The organism is Neorhizobium sp. T25_27 (assembly GCF_002968565.1).
Taxonomy (GTDB): Bacteria; Pseudomonadota; Alphaproteobacteria; order Rhizobiales; family Rhizobiaceae; genus Neorhizobium; species Neorhizobium tomejilense.
The window spans coordinates 1-20141 of the sequence record NZ_PVBJ01000005.1 but is presented as its reverse complement, the minus strand read 5'-3'; the positions used below and the strand labels follow the sequence as shown (position 1 = coordinate 20141).

The window sequence follows — 20141 nt, the reverse complement described above, 5'->3', positions numbered from 1 at the left end:
ATGAAGTTCATTTTTTACACCCATTCCCTGATTTCCGACTGGAATCACGGAAACGCCCATTTTCTTCGAGGCGTCATGCGCGACCTGATCCGCCGCGGCCATGAGGCATTTGCGCTGGAGCCCCAGGATTCCTGGAGCCGTGCCAACCTCCTGAAGGAGCAGGGGCCTGTCGCCGTCCAGAAGTTCCGGGAGACATTTCCCGAGCTCACGGCGCAGATCTATGACGGCGATTTCGACCACGAGGCCGCGATCGCCGACGCCGATGTGATCGTTGTCCACGAATGGACCGAGCCGGAGCTTGTTGAACGGATCGGAAGGATCCGGCGCAACGGCGGCAGGTTCACGCTGATCTTCCACGATACGCATCACCGCGCCGTTTCGGCCGAAAGCGATATCGCCGGTTTGCGGCTTGCCGACTACGACGCGGTTCTGGCTTTTGGCGAGACGCTGCGGCAGCGTTATCTCAAGGCGGGCTGGGGCAGGGCCGTCTTCGCCTGGCACGAGGCTGCAGACGACACGCTGTTCCATCCGCGGCCGGAAATCGCCAGGACGGGCGACCTCACCTGGATCGGCAATTGGGGTGATGACGAACGGTCCGCGGAGATCATGGAGTTTCTGGTTCGTCCCGCCAAGGCGCTGAAACTCGACGCGACGGTGCGCGGAGTCCGTTATCCGGAACACGCGCTGGAAGAACTCGGCCAGGCCGGGATCGCCTATGGCGGCTGGATTGCCAATGCCGAGGCACCGCTCGCTTTCGCACGGCATAAAGCGACCGTCCATATTCCGCGACGGCCCTATGTCGAAAACCTGCCGGGCATTCCGACGATCCGTGTCTTCGAGGCACTTGCCTGTGGCATTCCCCTGATCTCGGCGCCCTGGAACGATGTCGAAAACCTCTTTCAACCGGAGACCGATTACCTGGTCGCCCGCAATGGCGAGCAGATGACGCGTCTGCTGCGCGATGTTCTGTCCGATCCGGATCTCTCGGAATCCCTGACCGCCTCCGGCCTGGCAACCATCCGCGCCCGCCACACCTGCCGCCACCGCGTCGATGAACTGCTCTTCATCCTCAGCCAATGCGGCACCGAACGGGTTACCGGCAAACTGGCAGCAAGGGAGGCCGCCGAATGAAGATCGCCTTTTACGGGTCGAGCCTCGTCTCCGCCTACTGGAACGGCGCCGCCACCTATTACCGCGGCCTGCTGCGGGCCTTGGCGCAAAAAGGCTACGACATCACCTTTTACGAGCCGGATGTCTACGACCGCCAGAAGAACCGCGATATCGAGCCGCCGGACTGGTGCAGGGTCGTCGTCTACGAGGGCACCGTCGACGCGTTGAAGGCCGTTACGGTAAGGGCAGCGGAGGCCGATATCGTCGTCAAGGCGAGCGGGGTCGGTTTTGAAGACGACCTCCTGCTCGAAGAGGTGCTTCGCAACGCCCGGCCGACGGCACTGAAGATCTTCTGGGACGTGGACGCGCCGGCGACGCTTGCCGAACTGCGGGCCGCGCCCGGCCATCCGCTTCGCCAGGCTCTCAGCAAGATCGACCTCGTCCTGACCTATGGCGGCGGCGACCCGGTCGTCAACGCCTATCGTGCTCTCGGGGCGGCCAACTGCGTTCCGGTCTACAATGCGCTCGATCCTGAAACTCATCATCCGGTGCCGGCACAGCCGCGTTTCAACACCGATCTCGGTTTTCTTGGCAATCGTCTGCCGGACCGCGAGGCGCGCGTCGAACAGTTCTTTTTGGAACCTGCCGCACGATTGCCCCGGCAGACGTTTCTGCTCGGCGGTTCCGGCTGGCAGGACAAGCCGATGACCGACAATGTGCGCTCCATCGGCCACGTCTCCACCCGCGATCACAACGCCTTCAACGCGACGCCGAAGGCCGTCCTGAACATTTCCCGCGCCAGCATGGCGGAAAACGGCTTTTCGCCGGCGACGCGGGTGTTCGAGGCGGCCGGCGCCGAAGCGTGCCTGATCACCGATTATTGGGAAGGCATCGACCTCTTTCTCAAACCCGACGAGGAGGTTCTGGTCGCCCGCGACGGTCAGGACGTGGCCGAAATCCTTTCGAGCCTGACGCCGGAGAGGGCAAAGGCGATCGGAAAGAGGGCTTTGGCGCGGGTGCTTTCCGAACACACCTATTCCCATCGCGCAGGCGAGGTGGATGCGGTTTTCCGGGCCCATGCCAGCGCCCGTATGGAGGCTGCTGAATGACGAAGCGGCTCGACATCGTTTTCCTCGGCCTGTCGCTGTCTTCCTCTTGGGGCAACGGCCACGCCACGACCTTCCGGGCGCTGATCCGGGGGCTGAAGGCTGCGGGGCACCGCGTGCTGTTCCTGGAGCGCGATGTTCCCTGGTATGCGAACCAGCGCGACCTGGCCGAACCCGATTTCTGCGAACTCGCCTACTATTCCGACGTCGGCGAGATGATCGAGGCCTATGCCGGCCGCATCCAGCGCGCCGACGCCGTCGTCATCGGCTCCTATGTGCCGGAGGGCGTGAGCGTCATCGATGCGGTGGCGGACCTTCAGCCGAGACGTTTGTGCTTCTACGATATCGACACGCCGGTGACGCTTGCCAAGCTCGAAAGGGTGGACGAGGAATATCTGGCTCTCCGGCAGATCCCGCTCTTCGACACCTATTTTTCCTTCTCGGGCGGCGAGGTCCTGACGCGGCTGGAGCGGCGTTTCGAAGCAAAGAAAGCGGAGGCCCTTTATTGTTCGGTCGATGCGGGCCGGTACCGAAATACCGGTGAAACTTTCCGGTGGGATCTTGGTTATCTCGGCACATTCAGTGCCGACCGCCAGCCGACGCTCGAAAGGCTGCTGATCGAACCGGCAAGGCGGTTGCCGCACTTACGCTTCGTGGTGGCCGGCCCGCAATATCCCGAGGACATCGACTGGCCTGCCAACGTGCAGCGCATCGAGCATCTGCCGCCGAGCGAGCATGCCGGCTTCTACAGCCGGCAGCGATTTACCCTGAACGTCACGCGGGCCGACATGATCGCAGCCGGTTGGTCGCCAAGCGTTCGCCTGTTCGAAGCCGCCGCCTGTGGCACGCCGATCATCAGCGACTTCTGGCGCGGCCTCGACGAGCTTCTCCCCGATGGAGAGGCCCTCGTTGTCGCAAGGCAGCCGGAGGACGTGGTGAAGGCGCTGACCGAGATCGGCGAGGACGCTCGCAGATCTCTGGCGGAGGCCGCCAAGGCTCGTGTCCTGAAAGACCATACCGGCCTTGCCCGCGCCCGCCAACTCGCCGCCGCCCTCGAAGACCTACCCGAACAATCCGCCCGCACCGAACCGATGATCCAATCCCTGTCAGCCTAAGGAGTGCCTCAATGCTTCAAAGAACCCGAAACGGTAAAAGCAGAACCGTTCTTGTTGCCGGAGGGGCCGGCTTCGTGGGCTCGCATCTTTGCGATGCCCTGCTTGCCCGCGGTCATCGGGTGATTTGCGTGGACAGCTATATTACCGGTTCCAAGGACAATGTCCGTCCGCTGCTGAACCATCCGGAATTCCGGCTGATCGAGGCGGATATCTGCGAGTTCGACCGCATCGACGAGCCGCTGGACCAGGTCTACAACCTCGCCTGCGCCGCGTCTCCGCCGCAATATCAGGCCGATCCCGTCCACACGATGATGACCTGCGTCACCGGCACCGGCAATCTCCTGTCGCTTGCCGAGCAGCACGGCGCCAGCTTCCTGCAGGCCTCGACGAGCGAGGTCTATGGCGACCCGGCCGAGCATCCGCAGCGCGAGGACTACCGCGGCAACGTCAACTGCATCGGCCCGCGCGCCTGCTACGACGAAGGCAAGCGCGCGGCGGAGTCCCTCTGCTTCGACATGCTGCGGAGCGGACGGGTGGATGCCCGGGTGGCGCGCATCTTCAACACCTACGGCCCGCGCATGCAGCCGAATGACGGCCGGATTATCTCCAATCTTCTGGTCCAGGCGATTTCCGGCAAGCCGCTGACGATCTATGGCACCGGCGAACAGACGCGCTCCTTCTGCTTCGTCAGCGATCTCGTCGCCGGCCTGATGGCGCTGATGGATGTCGATCCCAATCCGCAAGGGCCTGTCAACCTCGGCAATCCCGGCGAGTTCACCATCAACGAACTCGCCGCCCTGGTGCTCGCCATGGTGCCGACGGTTTCGAAAATGGTCCGCAAGCCGCTTCCGCAGGACGATCCCCAGCGGCGCCGGCCGGATATTTCGCGGGCGCGGGAACTGCTCGGCTGGGAGCCGAAGGTGCCGCTGCGGGAGGGATTGCGCCACACGGCGGACTGGTTCATCGCGACGGTCGGGAGCGATGCGGAGAGGAAGCCGCGCCGTGGCACTGTCCAGACCCAGCCGGTCTCTCCCGATATGGGCATGAGGGTCTGACGATGGATGCGGGAAGAGGGAGAACGCGCGAGGACCTGCAACGGCGGATCGCCGAGCTCGGGCCGTGGTTCCACAACATGGAGATCGGCGGCGTGCAGACGGCGCCGGATCATTTCCTCGGCGATTATCCGGCCTTCAAGTGGCACGGTTTCCAGCATGTCATTCCCGACGACCTCGAAGGCCGCAGCGTCCTCGATATCGGTTGCAATGCCGGTTTCTATTCCCTGGAGATGAAGCGGCGGCATGCCGGGCGCGTCGTCGGTATCGATTCCGATCCGCGCTATCTCGCCCAGGCGCGGTTTGCTGCCGAACAATCCGGCCTCGACATCGAGTTCAGGCAGATGTCAGTCTATGACGTCGGCCAGTTCCGCGAAAAGTTCGACCTCGTGATCTTCATGGGAGTGCTCTATCATCTGCGCCATCCGCTGCTGGCGCTCGACCTTCTCCACGAGCACGTGGTCGCCGACCGGATGCTCTTCCAATGCCTGCAGCGCGGCGACGAACGGGCTCCGAATCTCCAGGAGAATTACGAGTTTTCCGAATGGGCGGTCTTCGACCGGCCGGATTACCCAAAGCTGTTTTTCGTCGAGGAGCGTTACGCCGCGGATCCGACCAACTGGTTCATTCCCAACAAGGCGGCGATGGACGCGATGCTGCGCAGTTCCGGCTTCACGATCGAGGCCAATCCCGAGCGCGAGGTCTATCTCTGCCGGCGCGGCGAGCGGCACTACATGGTTGAACCGCCGCCCCGGATTTCTGCCGCAGATCCCGGACCGCTCTGAAATTGACCGCGATGGGGTCGATGGAGTAGGGAAAGCCGAAGCGGCATCCCTGCACGTGCAGGTTGGCGATAGCGTCGATGGTCTTCGCCGTCACGCCGATGACCGGCTGGACGACAACGAAAGCACGTTGGTCGCAGACATCAAGCCACCGTTAGCTGTAAACCCAGATTGTTGGTTCTTCGAAGCGCGACAGCCGCCCGCCATTGTCAGCCGGCGATTTGCAGTTCAACCACCGACTTGTCGAGGATCGACCAGACCTTCACAATCTTCGAACCCTCGAACTCATAGGTGACGTGCTCCGCGAACGAGATCGTGCGGCCGTTGACGAGCAAGCCGAGGAATACTCCTCGTGGTGAACATCTGAATTCCAGGCGGGCCGCGATCATCGGCGGCTCGCAGACCACGAGCGACGCGCTAAAATATAGGTCGGGAATGTCCTCATAATCCTTGATCAGCATCTCGCAATAGCCTTTCAGTCCGAAAGCGCGGCCATTGTGTACGGCGTCGTCGCGGACGAACTCTCCAAGTTCGCTCCATGCCTGCCGATTGAGGCATTCCAGATAACGGAGGTAGGTCTCCCGCAAAGCCGCCGGGCCAGTGTCCTCATTAGTCATTTTGCTTCGCCTTCCAATCCTCGAACCAGCCTGGATACGGAGTGTTCTTCGCCAAGTGCCGATTGAAGTCCGGAGCGCCGTCCGACCACCACACGGAGCCACGATCGCGCAGAGCTACCTTTGCCTGTTCAACCCGCATTCTGACGACGTTGCCGCCGTACCACAACCGGCCGCCGGCGCGTGTTGTTACGCAAACGGTGACCGTTGCGTACTGGAAAATCTCTCCGGCTCCGTCGCTAATCAATTCTCGAATTCGCAGTTCGAGATGCGATCCACTGTTAGCTGGAGGAAAACGCGTGAGCGCAGCATCGTCAGGATTTCCCCATATGTTAAGCTTCGCGGTCCTGCTCACCACGGTAACCCTGCTCGGGGTCGGTATCGCACTATACAAGCACGTGATCCCAGGTGAATACTCACCCGTCAACAAGACCTTCAGCCGCAAGCCCCGAGTGGGATCGGTGACAAGGCGTGACCGCCAGCTCGCCGAGGCCGACGCTGCTTGACTTGCGGGGGGAGTCGGGGCATTGAAGGACAACCGTTTCGGTCGGCGTTTTGAGAGCGGATTTACCGCCACCGAGCCGCCACCGAAACAACGGAAATACACGGGAACGAACGGGGATCAACCGACGTTTCCAGAACGTTGGAATGGAGTGTAGCGTCACTTGGAGCGTACTGGTCGCTGGTTTGGGACCAGAGGGTCGGGAGTTCGAATATCTCCACTCCGACCACGCTTTTAGGTGAAGCTCCTTATTCGTTCCATTCCATGGAGCGTTACAGGAATGACCGCCAAGATCTATCGTCCCGCAAAGACCGCCATGCAGTCCGGCAAGGCCAAGACCCATCTCTGGGTGCTGGAATTCGACCAGGAACAGCCGCGCCGCATCGATCCGATCCTTGGCTACACATCCTCCGGCGACATGAAGCAGCAGGTTCGGCTGACGTTCGAAAGCCAGGAACAGGCGGAAGCCTATGCCAAGCGCGAAGGCATCGAATACCGGGTCATCTCCCCGAAGGATCCGAATCGCCAGATCGTTTCCTACACCGACAATTTCCGCTTCAGCCGCACCCAGCCCTGGACGCATTGATTTTTGAGCCGCTCGGGCTTTCCCGGGCGCCGCTGCCGAGATCGGCCCCTTAGCTCAACTGGATAGAGCAGCTGCCTTCTAAGCAGCAGGTCGCAGGTTCGAGTCCTGCAGGGGTCGCCAACTCTTTCAGGGACTTGCGGCGCGCGTGCTTGTGTTGTCGCAATCCCGGGGGCGGCGGGGAATTCCACCAGCCGCCGGGAGATTGACAAAAAGTCGGCGCAAAATCAATAGCATACGCTACTACCAAATGGGCAGCGTTGCCTCATCCTTTTTGAGGAAGGGTATCATCTGCCTACGAAGCGTGCGGTCGCTAGTGAAACTGCCAAGGAAACGTACGGTTTTGACCCAGGACAAGGCTAGCCACGCCAACCGCTGGGCAGCAATTTGGGCAGCATCCGAGTTTTTTTTCGCTGGTGACGGTTGGGAGCTGGAGGAAAGCCTAAAAGATCAGCCCTGTCTCTCCGAAAGACCGGAAAATTCTACGACAGCTTTGCGGGCATGACCAGCCGCTTGATTGCTCGACAGACTTTAAATGACTTTGATGTGCAGCGAGCTCCGGTCAGAACGCCAACGGACCCCAGCACCGACGAGTTCGTTTCGTTTATCATTTTCGGCGATAAACTGAACGCCGTTGGCCTCGAGCACCTGCCGCAACTTGCCACTGGTATATGCGGTCAGTGGTCTCTTATTACGTTCAAAGTCGCTGAGTGATTTTTGCGAGACACGCGAGCGGCAGGCCAGCTCGAGCTGGCTCCAGCCGATGAGCCCCCGGGCTGCCCGTATGAGGTCCGCAGTTAACAACGTCGCCATTCACTGTGAACCTCCACAATCTGGAATTTCCGTGCGCATTGTTCCTAGCTCCGAGAATGCTGCTTAGTAGGAAATCCGACGGTGGAGGAGCTACCCGCTATCTACCCCTCCGATGCGGGGTGGTGTGAGCTGCGGCAAAAGGTTGCGCGTGCAGCTGTTAGATTATTTTGATGCCATCGTTGGGATTAGACGGCCTGAACCTGAGCCCGAGCCCGTCGAGGTGATTCGTCATCGAATTGCTCGCAATGAACTCAATGCCTCCTTGCTTGAAAGCCTCGTAGAGCTTCTGCCTCACCACTGGCGTGGCTGTACCACCTTTGGATTCGAAACGAGAAACTGAGCGAAGGCCCACCCCAGCCTTTTCGCTAAGGTCCTCCTGACTCCAATCAAGGAGTCCGCGCGCGGCCTTGCTCAATTGAGGGGTCAGAATGGTCGACATGTCTACTGAAGACCGGTTTTACCGGGGTCTGTCAAATAGGGCGATTAAGCCGCCAAAAATGACTTGAAATACGCCGATAATGGCGTATAATACGCCGAAGAATTCAAGACGCGAATCGCCATGTTGGACGAACCCGGAGGTTAAGGTGCATCGAAATTCGAAGGGGAACGAAGGACCATCGCGCTCGGAGGATGCCTCCTCCGAAGCCTGGTTCGGCATGTCTCAGAGCGATCTAGTGTCGCATCTCAGGCTTCTGGCAAATGACTTGGAGCGAGGTAGCCCAAGTGTATGCGAGAATGTAGTCGCAGTAGAGGAGTGGGCTCTGGCCCGTCGCGCGGTACCCTGCCTGATCGGGTTTTCGCAGGGCCATCCCAAAGTGGCCAATGGTGCCCCGCTCTTCTCAAGCGAGTTGTTCTTCCTCGATACTGATCGCGGTCTCGCAAGAACCTTTTCGCGCTGGTACAGCCTCGGCGACCGCGCCGACCCTGAGTTCTGGAACGCGAGAGTCTCGAGATGGTGAGTGTGTAGCGGGGTGACGAAGAGCGCCTTCATCGCGCACCCAGATAGCTACGTTTTCAAGCTGGCGTATTCGTGTTCCTGGCTACTGGAGCTCGGACGTGTCTCGCTATGACCGCAGAAAGTTCGGTTGGGATTCTTAATGTCTGACTACAAAAATCTAAAAGGGCGGCGACATGTCTGGAAGATCGGCCAAGGCATGCAAACGGACCTGGCGCTTCCGACTTTTCTGGCCTATTGCGGCATCGTGTCGGCGCTGCGGCACGTGGCGCGACCCAAGGCAGTCTTCAGGGCGATATTGCGGGTGGAAAATGCCGATGCGCTTGGCTGCTTCGAGCAGGCCGCTAAGTTGTTCCTGCGCACCTTGGTCAACGACCGGCTGGACTACGAGCGGGGCATGGTGGGGGTGGTGCAGAGCCCGGCAAAAGGAGACCGAGCCGAATACGACGTCCTTTGGAAGGCTACCCAGAAGAGCCAGGTCATCCTGCTCTGCGAGAGTGAACTTCAGTTCGACAAGGAAACGGACCTCTATGTCGATCTGGATATCGTCCTGCCGAGACCCACTGAACGGCAGCTAAAAGCGGGTTTCAAGAGGGCCGGTCAGCCTCTGGCGAATGACGATCTTTACCGACTTCTGTCCGCCCCATGGTCGAGCCTAAGATTGGCGTTTCCCGTTGACCGTCCCCTTTATGCTGGTTTGAGGCGTCTTCGCCAAACTCAGGCGAAGGAAACGTCGCTCAGACATTCGGCTCGAGAACCCGGTTCTAAGCTCGACGAGATGAAAGGATTCGGAGAAGCGGCCGAATGGGGAACACAACTTGCACAAGACCTAGCGGACTACTCGAAAGGCAGCATCGCCTGGAATGAGGTGGATGGCGGGGTCTTGATTTCGGGAGCGCCTGGCACCGGCAAGACTCTGTTCGCGGAAGTGCTGGCCCGAACCTGCGGGGTGCCTATGATTGTTGCTTCGTCCGCACAGTGGCAAGCTAAAGGATATCTCAATGACTTCCTCAAGGCGATGCGGAGTTCCTTCGCCGAGGCCCGATCCAAAGCACCTTGTATCCTGTTTATCGATGAGGTCGACTCGTTCGGAGACCGCTCGGTCCAAGGCCACAACGGTGACTACAATAGACAAGCCATCAACGGCTTCCTTGAACTCCTCGATGGATATGAGCGGAGAACCGGGGTCGTCGTGGTCGCGGCCACGAACAATCCCGGTCATCTCGATCCGGCTATCAGGAGGGCCGGTCGCCTTGGCCGTCATCTAGTCATACCGCTGCCAGACGGAGAAGCGCGCCTTCATATTCTGAAGCATCACTCCGGGCTCGAGGTTCCTATCGAAGATATGGAGAGGTTTCTTCGAGCGACGCACGGCTTTTCCGGGGCCGACCTCGAGCAGCTCGTACGAGACGCGAAGCGGCGGGCGCGCCGACATGCGGCTCAGCTTTCAATCAAAGACGTGTTGAGCTTTATCCCGCCGTTGGTCTCACTTCCGCACGATTTTCTGAGGCGGACCGCGTTCCACGAAGCCGGACATGCGATCGTAGGCCTTGAAGTCGGTGTCGGGGAGCTGACAGCGGTGCAGATCATGGATGAGATCGTTCCGGGAGGCTATAACGCCATAGGGGCGGCGCATTTCGAGGTATCGGACTTCGAGCGAAAGACACGCGACTACTATCTGCGGTATCTGACGATGCTCCTCGCCGGGATTGCCGCGGAGTCTCTTGTCCTTGATGACTTCGCGGACGGTTCTACCGGTGGGCCGAAGTCAGACTTGGCAAGGGCAACTGAGCTCGGCACGAGGATAGAAGCGTGTTTCGGAATGGGCGACACGCTAGCGGTGGAAATCGTCGACCAGGAGGACCTCCCGCATTTACGCGCGCGGCGACCGGAATTGCGGGAGGCGGTCAAACGTCTCCTAGCCGAGCAGTTCGATCGGGCTACCGATATTCTGGAGGACAACAGACGTGCGCTCACCGACGTAACTGATCAGCTAATGATACTGAGACAAATGAGCGGGTCATCCATCCGCATGTCTATCGAGAAACATCGCAGAAAGGGGGTAAGCCTGGTGAAGCATCCCAAGACGTCGAATTTCCACCCGAGCGCCGCGGCTACGTGATCACGAAGCGGTGCCGAGTTCCACTAGCCGGTTCCTGTCGCGGGCCAGCGTCCGCAGCATCGAGTCCAGTTCCCGCGTGACCAGTGCAATGGAGAAGTACTGCTGTCGGGCCAGGCGCTCCTGTCCCGCGCTGTCCGGATCGAAGTCGTGAGTTTGTGCGGCGGCAAGACGTGCCTCAGCCTCAGCGCTCAGGACTTCAAGCTTCGCTTGGACGGATCGGAATCCCGTTGTTGCCTGCGAGAATTGAGCATCCAGGTCTTGATACAGCTTTGCGAGGTTTTCCATGAGGTCTTCCTTTTCGAGATCATGAAAAGGGTCGCCGGCAAAAGCAGACCGGTCAAGCCTTTTGCGAACATCCTCACGTCAAGCCGCAATTGCGGCATCGACCGTCTGCTCTCAAGAAAAAGCTCCAGATATAGATGAAAGCCGTAGTCTTTTCCGATCTCCACCTAGACCATTCCGGGGAACCAGACTTCGCGCCCGATGTGGCCGAGGACGTCGATGTCGTTATCGTGGCCGGAGATGTCACCGCGCCGGTCGCTTCAAGCTGTCGTTGGGCGTGGAGGAGCTATGCCCGTCACGGCGTGCCCGTCGTGATGGTCGCCGGAAATCACGAACACTACCGGCATGGGTACGAAGAGAGCATAGCCGACGTTCCTGACCTGCCGCACGTTCATATGCTCGAAAACAGAAGTGTCGTGATAGCTGGTGTCCGTTTCCTCGGAGCGACGCTCTGGACCGACTTCGAGCTCTATGGAAACCAGGAAGCGGCGATGAGCGCGGCAAGTTTTGGCATGAACGACTACCGATTCATCACGTCGCGCGACGCACAGGGACGTCCTCGAAGATTTACCCCGGAGATCACCCTCGGCCTTCATCGTGGCAGCCGCGCCTGGCTGGAACAGACGCTAGCCTTGCCATTTGAAGGGCCGACGATCGTCGTCACGCATACCGCGCCACATGAGATGTCCGTACCGGAAGAGTTCAGAGGCGATCCACTGACGCCCGCCTTCTGCTCCAATCTCTCGGAGGTGATCGAAAGGTTCGAGCCTGCGTTCTGGATACACGGGCATACCCATAGCTCCTTCGACTACGTCGTTCCGGGCACGCAGACGCGTGTGATCTGTAACCCACGCGGGTACGTCAGGACTGGGTTTAACAGAAGTTCGGTAGAGAACATGATGTTCATTCCGGGCAAGACGTTCATTGTCCCGGTTTGAAGCTCCGGGAGCCAACACCGTAGCGGCCGACATCGGCATCGGACTGCTTGATCGTCTGCTGTCGTCAAAGAAGCCGTCGCGGAGGTGAGTTACCTTCCCTTGCTGAGCCTGCGTACGAGAGGACCCGCATCCTCGTGAAGGGCCATATGGGGAGGTAGGCCTCGGTTCTTTTCAGGTCCTGATCACCCAGAGCCGTTGAAGCCTTCGCGGCCGGTCACCGGCGTGCCCGTATCTCATCTTCCGCCTAAGCTCCCGCCGTAAGGGCAGCGCTTGGAACTAGAGTTGGGGCATGTCGGCGCATTTCCAGTTCGATCCCGGCCTCGGAGGAATCCACATCATCCTGAGCGGCAGGGGCGAGCGTCACAAGTGGTTCGACCTCAAGACGGAGGGCTATGTCGCCGCAACAAAGGAAATGCTCGACGTCTTCGACCGCATGGCGAAGGACGCCACGGAGCGGCAGAACGAGAAGACGCGGGAGTGGTGGAAGAAACGATAGGTGTGATTAGCCAGTCTGGACCAGCCCGGGTTTGTGGATTCGGCGGCTACTCAAAAGCGGCGTTGATCGCTTTGAAGGCCTTTTCCGCGTGCTGAACGGCTTCCTTTGGGAGATCGTCTGCGGATTTCCACGTGTCGAACCGCTTCCACATTTCCGACATGACCGTCCTTTTATCGAGCCTCGGATGTCCGTACCTGGACTTCAGAACCTGTTCGATACGCTTCGTAATCATGTCTGATCCGTCTTGCGGCAGATCATCAATCTTGATCGCCAACCCGTAGGCCTTGTTTACGCAATCGACGTAAAAGGAATCGGCGAACATATCTTCGATAGCGAAGTCGGTCTTCGTCGAACCCGCAGCTTTTCCAAGCATTATTGTCCTGAACTTCTGCCCTTTGTCCTCAGCCACTTTGGGTAGGTACAGCTCCGTGATCTTGGTCTTCGCATCATTGCCCGCCTCATCGCTATCAAGCAGGACACCTGCATCCCATCCATGTCCAATGGCAAAACCGGCATACATCGGGGTCTTTTGCGCGCCATGCGCGGGCCAGAGGTAGACTCGATCCGAGAGGCCTTCCTTACCGCTTGATTTCAGAAGGCCGGACAGCTTGTTGAGGACCACGGTATCGTCGCCGCCCTCGACGATAAGCACCTGACGGTTGCCGAGGACACCGCTCTGGTCTCCCGTGAGGCCCAGACTCTGTTCGATGACGGCCATCGGCTCCTTTTGCTGACTGACGATTCCCTGGGTGATCGAAAGATGGTTGTCGCGGCTCTCCACGATACGGACACGCTCCGGATGCGCAAGATCAACCATGGATGCAAGGTGGGTGGTGTAGAGGATCGTGTTGTTCGCGGCGAGCCGATCGAAAACGGTCAACAGGTCGCGCTGGCCAGTGAAATGGAGATGGACACCAGGCTCTTCGAGCAGGAGAACGCAGTTCTTGAAATCCCCCTTCGTGGCGTGGGTGAATTTCCACGCGAACGAAACATACCAGCGAAAGCCTGTCGAACGACGATGAAGGCGCACGGGCATTCCGATATTCGCGTCTTCTGCGAAGATGTTCAGCGTCGGACCGTCGATTTCAATATTGAACTCGACCTCCTTTTGCCGCCACAGTTCTGAGAACTGCCTGGTCAGATATTTCGAGGCCGACCTCTTGTCGAAGGATCGGTTAGTTCGTCCCTCTGGCGTTGTGCCTTTCTGGATAAAGTCCTTGAGGTCGATATTCGCGAGATCGAGGATGATCAGGATCGTCTGGTCCTCGTTACTCAGCTGATGGCGTTTGCCTCCGGCATTCGTTAGGCGTTGATACAGCTGGTCGAGTTCGACCTGGGCACCTGACATTTCATAGTCGCGGATATAGACGAACTTCGGCACGTTGGTTGCGGCCCACGCGGCGATCTTCTTCTCGTCAAGCGACCCTTCTGGAAAGCCAACGACTTCATACTCGGTGTCAAAACCGTACCATTTGGCCAGATTCAGCGACACTGCAGTCGGCATAGGAGGTTCGGCGGTCGGCTCTTCTCCCTCAACGGGTGCCGCTACCGGGACACGTGCGGTCGAGAACAGGCTGGCAATTTCACTGTCCCCGAGAATGAAGCTCGCATCGCACACTCGTTGTCCCTCTGCGTCCTTCCTTCCCTCCCATCGGTCAACCGGCCAGTCTTCGTTTGGCAAGTATTCGACATCGGGAAGGATCGGGTTCAAGACGTAGAGCGCTTCGAAAAGGTTGCTCTTTCCTGCTTCGTTCTGGCCGACAAACGCCGTGATCTGGTTTGCGTCAATCCACCCGGAGTCCAGGATGTTGCGGAAATTCTGGACCCTGAAACCATCGAACTTCATGCACTAGCTCTCCCAAGAAAGGTTGTATTTCCCGACAATAGCCCGGCAGAGATGCGGGGCCAAGGCTACTCTTACGCCGCATCCGCCGAACGTTCGATGAGCGCGACATGCTCGATCTGGTGGCCCGGGATTGGTCGCTTGAACATAAGGCACGCATCAACCCCGTGCCGCTCACGCTCGGGATAGCGAAGCGCCCACAGGAACTCGGTCAGCAACTCCCGAACGAAGTTCGGAAAACGGTCGGTTCGGCGAACGTCCTCGACGGTAAAGATCGGGTGCATGGCATCCAGAGCCTCTTGCCCGGTTATCACGATTTTGACGAGCCGGGCTTTGCCGCGAGATGTCAGGATCGGCACGAGATCGTCTCGCCCAGCGTGTTCGAGAAGACGCCTATCAAACTCTGACCCCTTGAGCATGTAGTCATAGCCGACTTCCAACAGCTTCAGCGAAATGGCGGCGTGGATCTGGTTCTCGCGATACGCCAGAAAACCTTCAGCGACGGCACTGTCCACGACTTCATCCGTCAGTACATCGGCCAGTTCGGGGACCGCCGCTCGTAGCCATTCAACCCTTTTATAAAGGAGGAGCGGCTGCATTCCCGTCTGATGGAGAAGCGTTACCTCGTCGTCGGTCAGCCGGGTTCCGTGATAGACGCGAACGTGGTTGGCTTTCACCCACTCCAGCGTGGCATCGATAACAAGCTCGATGTCCTTCGCTGCTTCCAGGGTAGCAAGCGCATCTTCTTGGAAGTTGAAATCGGTGGCTACTATAACGGTCTTCAAATCATGCGGAACGAGATTGCCGAGTGCAGCTTCGAGCGAAGGCATCCAGTCGTTGGTGTCGAAGTCGATGATGATCGTCATGAGGTCCATAAGAACGAGGTTGTCAGACCGTGTATATAATGGCCGACGTCGGCAATTACCCGAGGCGATTGGCTTGTCAGCTTGAGATTATTTTCTTTCTCAACATCGGCAGGTGAATTGCGGTGGGGACCGTTTTTCCCAGTAGCCTGATCTTCGTCATCGAGATCATTCTCTGCTCGGTCCAGACGTCGGGAAGCAATGCTATCGCAGTATGCTCGGGGCCGTTGTAGACGACTTCTCCTCGTAGATTCTCGAAGTCGAATGAGAGGAACAGAAGATGGTCTGCTCGCGTGTCTACCATCCTGAAAACGGGGCCTCTGTTCGTTCCTGTCGCCTTGACCTGCACGGATCGGCCGTCTGGGGCGTGGCCGTCGATCCCGGTGCCGCCTCGCGCAGAGAGCTTCAAGCCGAACAACTCGGCCGCCACAGCCTCTCCGATGTCCCCGATAAGGTTGCCGTCTAACGTGAAGCTGAGCGCCGCCGAATGATAGTGTTCCCGGAGTCGGTTTCGGGCCAGGACAAGGTCCGTGATGATTGGAGGAAGTCCAAAGCTAAACATTTTTCATATCGTTCGACCGTGATTCCCATTTGGACTATCATCCAGAATATCCAAGTAAAAATACAGGACGAAGAACTTCAACCATTTGCAGTCACCGAAGCCTCTGCCTATCATTCCGATATGGCAAAGAACGTTACACAGAATCAGCTGGTAGGCGAGATTGGGGAAACGGCCGCAAAGCTCCAATTCCTCAAGATCGGGTTCCAGTTCGATCCGAGGTCTCGGCTCGAGGCGGGTATCGACGCCATCGTCGAAGTCATGGATCATGGAAAGCCGCTCGCCAAGATGATCGCTGTTCAGGTGAAGACCACGGCGGAAGGCAGGTACCCTGGCGAAGACGACAATGGTTTCCACTACCTGCTGAAGAAGGAAGACCTTGCCTACTGGCGCGGTAGCAACCTTCCAATCATTATTGTCCTGCATCGCCAGTCGGACGGCGCATTCTTTTGGAAGGAAATCCCTCGCGGCGAGGAGTTCCAGGATCGACGTCTAAATTTCAACAAGAGCGACGACGTTCTCGACGCAGATGCGGTCGACCGCCTTGGCGCGCTGACCGTTCCAAAAGCGGGGTTCGGATACTTCGTCCCGCCATTGGGTGGAGGCGAGGAAGCCCTTGTGAACATTCTTCCCGTCAAGTGACCTTGCCCCCAAGTTTTATCCAGTTTTGAGTTCGCTCCAGCGGTTTTGGGTTGTTGTAGTCGCGGCGGTAGCGGCGGGGTGCGGTGCGGAGCCATTCCGGCTGCGCAGCACCGCATCACGTCGCGGGTTGATTGTCTGAGCGAACTCGGCAGGTGTCATCCAGCCGAGTCCAGAGTGTGGCCGGTGATCGTTGTAATCGCTGCGCCAGTTTGAAAGCGCTGATCGAGCATGGGTCAGTGACGAGAACAGAGTTTCATTCAGGAACTCGTCTCGCAGCCGCCCATTGAAGCTTTCGATGAAGGCGTTCTGGATCGGTTTGCCCGGCGCAATGTAATGCCAATCGACATTGGCCCGATCCGTCCATTGCAGGATCGCGTTGCTGGTGAACTCGCTGCCATTGTCGCTGACGATCATCTTCGGCTTGCCTCGTCCCTCGATGATCCGGTCCAGCTCACGGGCAACCCGCAGGCCGGAAAGGGACGTATCGGCGACGAGTGCCAGGCACTCCCTGGTGCAATCGTCGACGACGGTCAGCACCCGGAACCTGCGACCATCGGTGAGTTGATCCGACACGAAGTCCAGTGACCAGCGATCATTGGCGGCAAGCGGGATCAGCATCGGTGCACGTGTGCCTATCGCTCGCTTGCGACCGCCGCGCTTGCGCACCGTCAGCTTCTCTTCCCGATAGAGCCGGAAGAGCCGCTTGTGGTTCACAAGGTGACCCTCACGCCTGAGCAGCACATGAAGGCGTCGATATCCAAAGCGGCGGCGTTCATGCGCCAGCGCCTTCATCCGCTCGCGAAGGTCATGGTCATCGCTGCGCCTGGTTTCGTAACGGATCGTCATCCGGCAAAAGCCAATGGCTTTACACGCCCGCCGTTCGCTCATCTCGTGGTGACCCATCAGATGCGCGACAGCTTTCCGCCTTGCTGCGGGCGTCACCACTTCTTTCCCAAAAGGTCTTTCAAAGCCGCATTGTCGAGCATCGCGTCCGCCGGGAGCCGCTTCAGCTTTGTGTTCTCGTCTTCAAGCGTCTTCAGCCGCTTGGCTTCGGATACGTCCATGCCGCCGAACTTGGCCTTCCACTTATAGATGCTGGCATCGCTGACGCCGTGCTTGCGGCAAAGCTCCGAGACCGGCGTGCCAGCCTCGTGCTCCCTCAATATCCCGATGATCTGTTCGTCTGTGAAACGGTTGCGCTTCATTCTCTGGTCCTCTCAATGGGCCAGAGCTTACTTCAAAATGGATTATTTCAACGGGGCAAGGTCACATCTGCCCGAACTGATCATCACCCGCTTTGACCAGCTCTACTCGGCGACACACCAGGCGTTAACTTCGGCAATTGCTGGCCCCGAGACTGCTCCCACCATGACGACTCCCGTTTCGGCATAACCGACGATGGACACTTTCAAGGGTGGCATATCACCGAACCAAGAGCTGAGTTTTGTTATTTCAGCGGCCTTAAGTGGTGTTGTGACCAACGTATCCGGCTCACCTCTACCGTCGCGCGATACGGCGGATTCAAGCCATGTGAGGTCTTGCCCCTTCGCGACCATATCCATGACCACCTTCAATTGCCGCTCAATCCCGCCGACAAAAAGCGAGACCTCTTCGTCGCGGCCTTTTTCGATCGCCCATCGGGGGCCCGGCAATCTCGTCGATAAGACCAGATGCAATTCTTTGTTCTCCGAGCAAACGATGTGCAAAGACGCTGGTGCTTTCCCCTGAGCCTGTCGCGCTATTTCCAAGCCGTCTTTCACGACAAACGGCATGGCTTTGACATGTTGCCAAGACATCGCGTGGGCCTGCCCGGTGGAAAGCAGGACGCAGAGGGGGGCCATATAAGCCCTGAGGATCGAACCACGCATTCAAACGCGCCTACTCGTGCTAGCTATCAAGCCGCCACGTTACGCCGCGCTGCCAGTGACCGCAATTGGTGGCCATAGCGGACAACGACGACGGATGGAAATGGAAGACTATCGGACATGCCATACCGCCGATTCCGAACAGGGTGCGGCAACCGGACGAACTGGCTGCCGATCTTGAGCTTTGATGTTGCTGCCTGGTCTCGGCCTCGAAGTGTCCTCAGCCGTCGAGATCACGGCTTCCGACGTGAGCGATGGGATCAGTGGTAGTTAAGTCCGTACTGCTTGGAAAGAAGGATGTTCTTCCAAACGGCCTCGCGGTCTTGCACCAATTGATTAGGGGTTGCCGCCGGAAGGTACTCCAGGATCAGCAGCCGTCCAGAGCCTTGATGCGAGAAATCAAGGTCCGCCCGTAGGTGTATATAGTCTGCACGTCCGCTCTGCCGCGGCATTGCCGTCCCTGTACGGTCCTGTACTCGTAAGAGACCCGCACGGTGTCCTCCCCTTTCAGCGACGTACCCGTCAGCTTCAAAGGCACCGACATTGCAGTGTAGAATGCATGTACTCGACTGTTCGTTAAACGGGCCTTTGCCACGTTTTTCCGGCACGACTAGCGCGGCAGCGGTCTCTCCGTCGGCAGCCGATAGAGCGGTGTAGAATGCGGTGGTGGCCGACATGGGGTCGTAAGGAAGGGGCTTGGTCGTTTCCGACACGCGAGGGGCTTTGACGGCGATGGAGTCGTACCCGATACCGACGGACGCCGCGGTCTGTTCGGTCAGCCATTCGACGCCCTCCGGAGGAGCGGACGTCACGTAGACAACAGCCTTGTCGCTCAACCCCAACTGATTGAGATACGCTCCGACGAGCGCGTTCGCGGCCCCTGACTCGGATGCCTTCCCGTTTACGAGGCGATACGCCGCATGAAACCCTAGCTTCGATTCCGCATCCAAGAGACGGGGCGATCCCGCCAACCATGTAAGCGCACAAGCTGACGCACATAGGGCATCTGGCGGCACGGCGGTGGCGAAACGCCTAAGGCGAATGGCTCTCCCGATTTCAAGTCCGACGTGAAGATTTCCCCCGCCACTATTCAGCACAACCACGGCCCGATCACTGGCGGCGGCCAGTTTGCGGAACGTCGCGTCGTCGCCTCCCGTAAAGGTGCCGCTGACAGAAATAAGGTCAACGCCCTCAGAGCCACTCTCGTGCCGGATTTCGGCGGCCTGCACCGGGAGCGAAAACAGCATGGCCGCTATCAGAATTTTGTATCGCATTGACTACCCCGAACTGCGCTCCGTTTGAGCATCAGCGAGATTTTCGCGCAAGTCGGCTCGTGCAAATACCCGACCAGATGGTAGTGTTCGTCTTCACATGACATCTGATCTTTAGGAAAGGAAACGCTTTGATTTCGTTGACCGACTTCATCTCTCGATTGCCAAGCGTTATGCCGAGAAAGGCGAGGACGGCGATCTTGCAGGGTGACGTCCTCGGCAAGGAGGATCGGCGGGATATCTTCGACCGTAACGCCTATGACCTCGATACGGTCCACCTAGTCGGCCCTGATGCCGCCGCGGCGATTCTCGCGGCGTACAGGGCGGGGAAGCTTCCGATGACCAGGGGTGCGAAGATTGCAGAGGCACCCCTGGCCGTCGAATATGCCAACGACGAAGCCTTGAGGGAACAGGCGAGCGAACGCCGCCGCAGGGAAGCCTGCGTGAAAGACATTTCGCTCGTGAGGGAAACCGACTTCTCCGACAACCGCCTGCTCGACATGAACCGCCCCGGCTTGGCCGGAGACCCCAACTCGTGAGAAGTAGGGTCTATGACAAGCAAGACGACGAACAAATTCTCTCCTGAAGTCCGCGCCCGCGCCGTTCGGATGGTGACGGAGCATGAAGC

The 20141-nt window shown here is 58.9% G+C and carries 22 protein-coding genes and 2 tRNA genes; 14 read left to right on the top strand and 10 right to left on the bottom strand.

Translation table 11 applies throughout. The annotated features are described in order from the left end of the window. The 5 genes from C5J24_RS15690 to C5J24_RS15670 are packed head-to-tail and all read left to right on the top strand — an operon-like array spanning position 1 to position 5168. Positions 1-1131: a glycosyltransferase gene (locus tag C5J24_RS15690; protein ID WP_105419158.1), complete on the top strand. Its 1131-nt coding sequence runs from the start codon at positions 1-3 to the stop codon at positions 1129-1131. Then, positions 1128-2219: a glycosyltransferase gene (locus C5J24_RS15685; RefSeq protein WP_105419156.1), complete on the top strand. Its 1092-nt coding sequence runs from the start codon at positions 1128-1130 to the stop codon at positions 2217-2219. The genes C5J24_RS15690 and C5J24_RS15685 overlap by 4 nt, the downstream gene beginning before the upstream one ends. After that, positions 2216-3331, top strand: a complete 1116-nt coding sequence (locus C5J24_RS15680; protein ID WP_105419154.1) for a glycosyltransferase — start codon at positions 2216-2218, stop codon at positions 3329-3331. The genes C5J24_RS15685 and C5J24_RS15680 overlap by 4 nt, the downstream gene beginning before the upstream one ends. Positions 3332-3342: 11 nt before the next feature. Then, complete coding sequence (locus C5J24_RS15675) at positions 3343-4386, top strand: UDP-glucuronic acid decarboxylase family protein (protein ID WP_105419152.1); 1044 nt, start codon at positions 3343-3345, stop codon at positions 4384-4386. A 2-nt stretch (positions 4387-4388) separates the two neighbouring features. Then, positions 4389-5168: a TIGR04290 family methyltransferase gene (locus C5J24_RS15670; protein WP_105419150.1), complete on the top strand. Its 780-nt coding sequence runs from the start codon at positions 4389-4391 to the stop codon at positions 5166-5168. 206 nt (positions 5169-5374) lie between these two features. Here C5J24_RS15670 and C5J24_RS15665 read toward each other — a convergent pair whose 3' ends face one another. Then, positions 5375-5782, bottom strand: a complete 408-nt coding sequence (locus tag C5J24_RS15665) for an ester cyclase (protein ID WP_105419148.1) — start codon at positions 5780-5782, stop codon at positions 5375-5377. Positions 5783-6078: 296 nt separating this feature from the next. On the opposite strand from C5J24_RS15665, the gene C5J24_RS31900 reads away from it, so the two are divergent. The 4 genes from C5J24_RS31900 (at position 6079) to C5J24_RS15645 (ending at position 6987) form a co-directional block, all read left to right on the top strand. Further along, complete coding sequence (locus C5J24_RS31900; protein ID WP_172723997.1) at positions 6079-6285, top strand: hypothetical protein; 207 nt, start codon at positions 6079-6081, stop codon at positions 6283-6285. 143 nt (positions 6286-6428) lie between these two features. Beyond that, positions 6429-6510: transfer RNA gene (locus C5J24_RS15655), tRNA-Pro, on the top strand. A 51-nt stretch (positions 6511-6561) separates the two neighbouring features. Continuing rightward, positions 6562-6867 (top strand): ETC complex I subunit, encoded by a 306-nt coding sequence (locus C5J24_RS15650; RefSeq protein WP_105419144.1) that lies wholly within the window; start codon positions 6562-6564, stop codon positions 6865-6867. Between the two features lie 43 nt (positions 6868-6910). Next, a tRNA-Arg gene (locus C5J24_RS15645) sits at positions 6911-6987 on the top strand. Between the two features lie 408 nt (positions 6988-7395). Here the strand turns inward: C5J24_RS15645 and C5J24_RS15640 are convergent. Together C5J24_RS15640 and C5J24_RS32675 are read right to left on the bottom strand one after the other, a co-directional pair. Beyond that, the gene (locus C5J24_RS15640) at positions 7396-7677 is read right to left on the bottom strand and encodes a helix-turn-helix domain-containing protein (protein WP_172724000.1); all 282 of its coding nucleotides are present in this window, start codon (positions 7675-7677) and stop codon (positions 7396-7398) included. A gap of 157 nt (positions 7678-7834) precedes the next feature. Beyond that, on the bottom strand, positions 7835-8116 hold the full coding sequence (locus tag C5J24_RS32675; protein ID WP_105419142.1) for a helix-turn-helix transcriptional regulator: 282 nt from the start codon (positions 8114-8116) through the stop codon (positions 7835-7837). 658 nt (positions 8117-8774) lie between these two features. Between C5J24_RS32675 and C5J24_RS15620 the strand changes: the two genes are divergently transcribed. After that, positions 8775-10754 carry an AAA family ATPase gene (locus tag C5J24_RS15620; RefSeq protein ID WP_105419137.1) on the top strand — a complete coding sequence of 660 codons (1980 nt, stop codon included), beginning with the start codon at positions 8775-8777 and terminating at the stop codon, positions 10752-10754. Here the strand turns inward: C5J24_RS15620 and C5J24_RS15615 are convergent, their stop codons facing one another. Further along, the gene (locus C5J24_RS15615; RefSeq protein WP_105419135.1) at positions 10755-11039 is read right to left on the bottom strand and encodes a hypothetical protein; all 285 of its coding nucleotides are present in this window, start codon (positions 11037-11039) and stop codon (positions 10755-10757) included. A 134-nt stretch (positions 11040-11173) separates the two neighbouring features. On the opposite strand from C5J24_RS15615, the gene C5J24_RS15610 reads away from it, so the two are divergent. Then, positions 11174-11974 (top strand): metallophosphoesterase, encoded by an 801-nt coding sequence (locus C5J24_RS15610; RefSeq protein WP_105419132.1) that lies wholly within the window; start codon positions 11174-11176, stop codon positions 11972-11974. A 289-nt stretch (positions 11975-12263) separates the two neighbouring features. Further along, the gene (locus C5J24_RS15605) at positions 12264-12470 is read left to right on the top strand and encodes a hypothetical protein (protein WP_205836947.1); all 207 of its coding nucleotides are present in this window, start codon (positions 12264-12266) and stop codon (positions 12468-12470) included. A gap of 46 nt (positions 12471-12516) precedes the next feature. Here C5J24_RS15605 and C5J24_RS15600 read toward each other — a convergent pair whose 3' ends face one another. From C5J24_RS15600 to C5J24_RS32375, 3 genes are all read right to left on the bottom strand, one after another. Beyond that, positions 12517-14316 (bottom strand): ATP-dependent endonuclease, encoded by a 1800-nt coding sequence (locus C5J24_RS15600; RefSeq protein WP_105419130.1) that lies wholly within the window; start codon positions 14314-14316, stop codon positions 12517-12519. Positions 14317-14387: 71 nt separating this feature from the next. Then, positions 14388-15179 (bottom strand): hypothetical protein, encoded by a 792-nt coding sequence (locus C5J24_RS15595; RefSeq protein WP_172723999.1) that lies wholly within the window; start codon positions 15177-15179, stop codon positions 14388-14390. Between the two features lie 76 nt (positions 15180-15255). Continuing rightward, complete coding sequence (locus C5J24_RS32375) at positions 15256-15738, bottom strand: hypothetical protein (RefSeq protein ID WP_371674406.1); 483 nt, start codon at positions 15736-15738, stop codon at positions 15256-15258. On the opposite strand from C5J24_RS32375, the gene C5J24_RS15585 reads away from it, so the two are divergent. Beyond that, complete coding sequence (locus C5J24_RS15585; RefSeq protein WP_245446655.1) at positions 15664-16377, top strand: DUF4365 domain-containing protein; 714 nt, start codon at positions 15664-15666, stop codon at positions 16375-16377. The genes C5J24_RS32375 and C5J24_RS15585 overlap by 75 nt on opposite strands. A 15-nt stretch (positions 16378-16392) precedes the next feature. On the opposite strand, the gene C5J24_RS15580 is transcribed toward C5J24_RS15585, so the two are convergent. The 3 genes from C5J24_RS15580 to C5J24_RS15570 all read right to left on the bottom strand — a co-directional run bounded on the left by C5J24_RS15580 (position 16393) and on the right by C5J24_RS15570 (position 19516). Next, positions 16393-17582 (bottom strand): IS3 family transposase gene (locus C5J24_RS15580; RefSeq protein WP_105419126.1). Its coding sequence is split into 2 segments (ribosomal slippage): positions 16393-17333 and positions 17333-17582, totalling 1191 coding nucleotides; the frame shifts between segments, so codons are not numbered across the junction. 102 nt (positions 17583-17684) lie between these two features. Further along, positions 17685-18245, bottom strand: coding sequence for a hypothetical protein (locus C5J24_RS15575; protein WP_105419124.1), 561 nt, complete (start codon positions 18243-18245; stop codon positions 17685-17687). A 257-nt stretch (positions 18246-18502) separates the two neighbouring features. Continuing rightward, on the bottom strand, positions 18503-19516 hold the full coding sequence (locus C5J24_RS15570) for a hypothetical protein (RefSeq protein WP_245446653.1): 1014 nt from the start codon (positions 19514-19516) through the stop codon (positions 18503-18505). 137 nt (positions 19517-19653) lie between these two features. On the opposite strand from C5J24_RS15570, the gene C5J24_RS31895 reads away from it, so the two are divergent. Beyond that, positions 19654-20052, top strand: coding sequence for a hypothetical protein (locus tag C5J24_RS31895; RefSeq protein WP_172723998.1), 399 nt, complete (start codon positions 19654-19656; stop codon positions 20050-20052). Positions 20053-20141 lie beyond the last annotated feature (89 nt).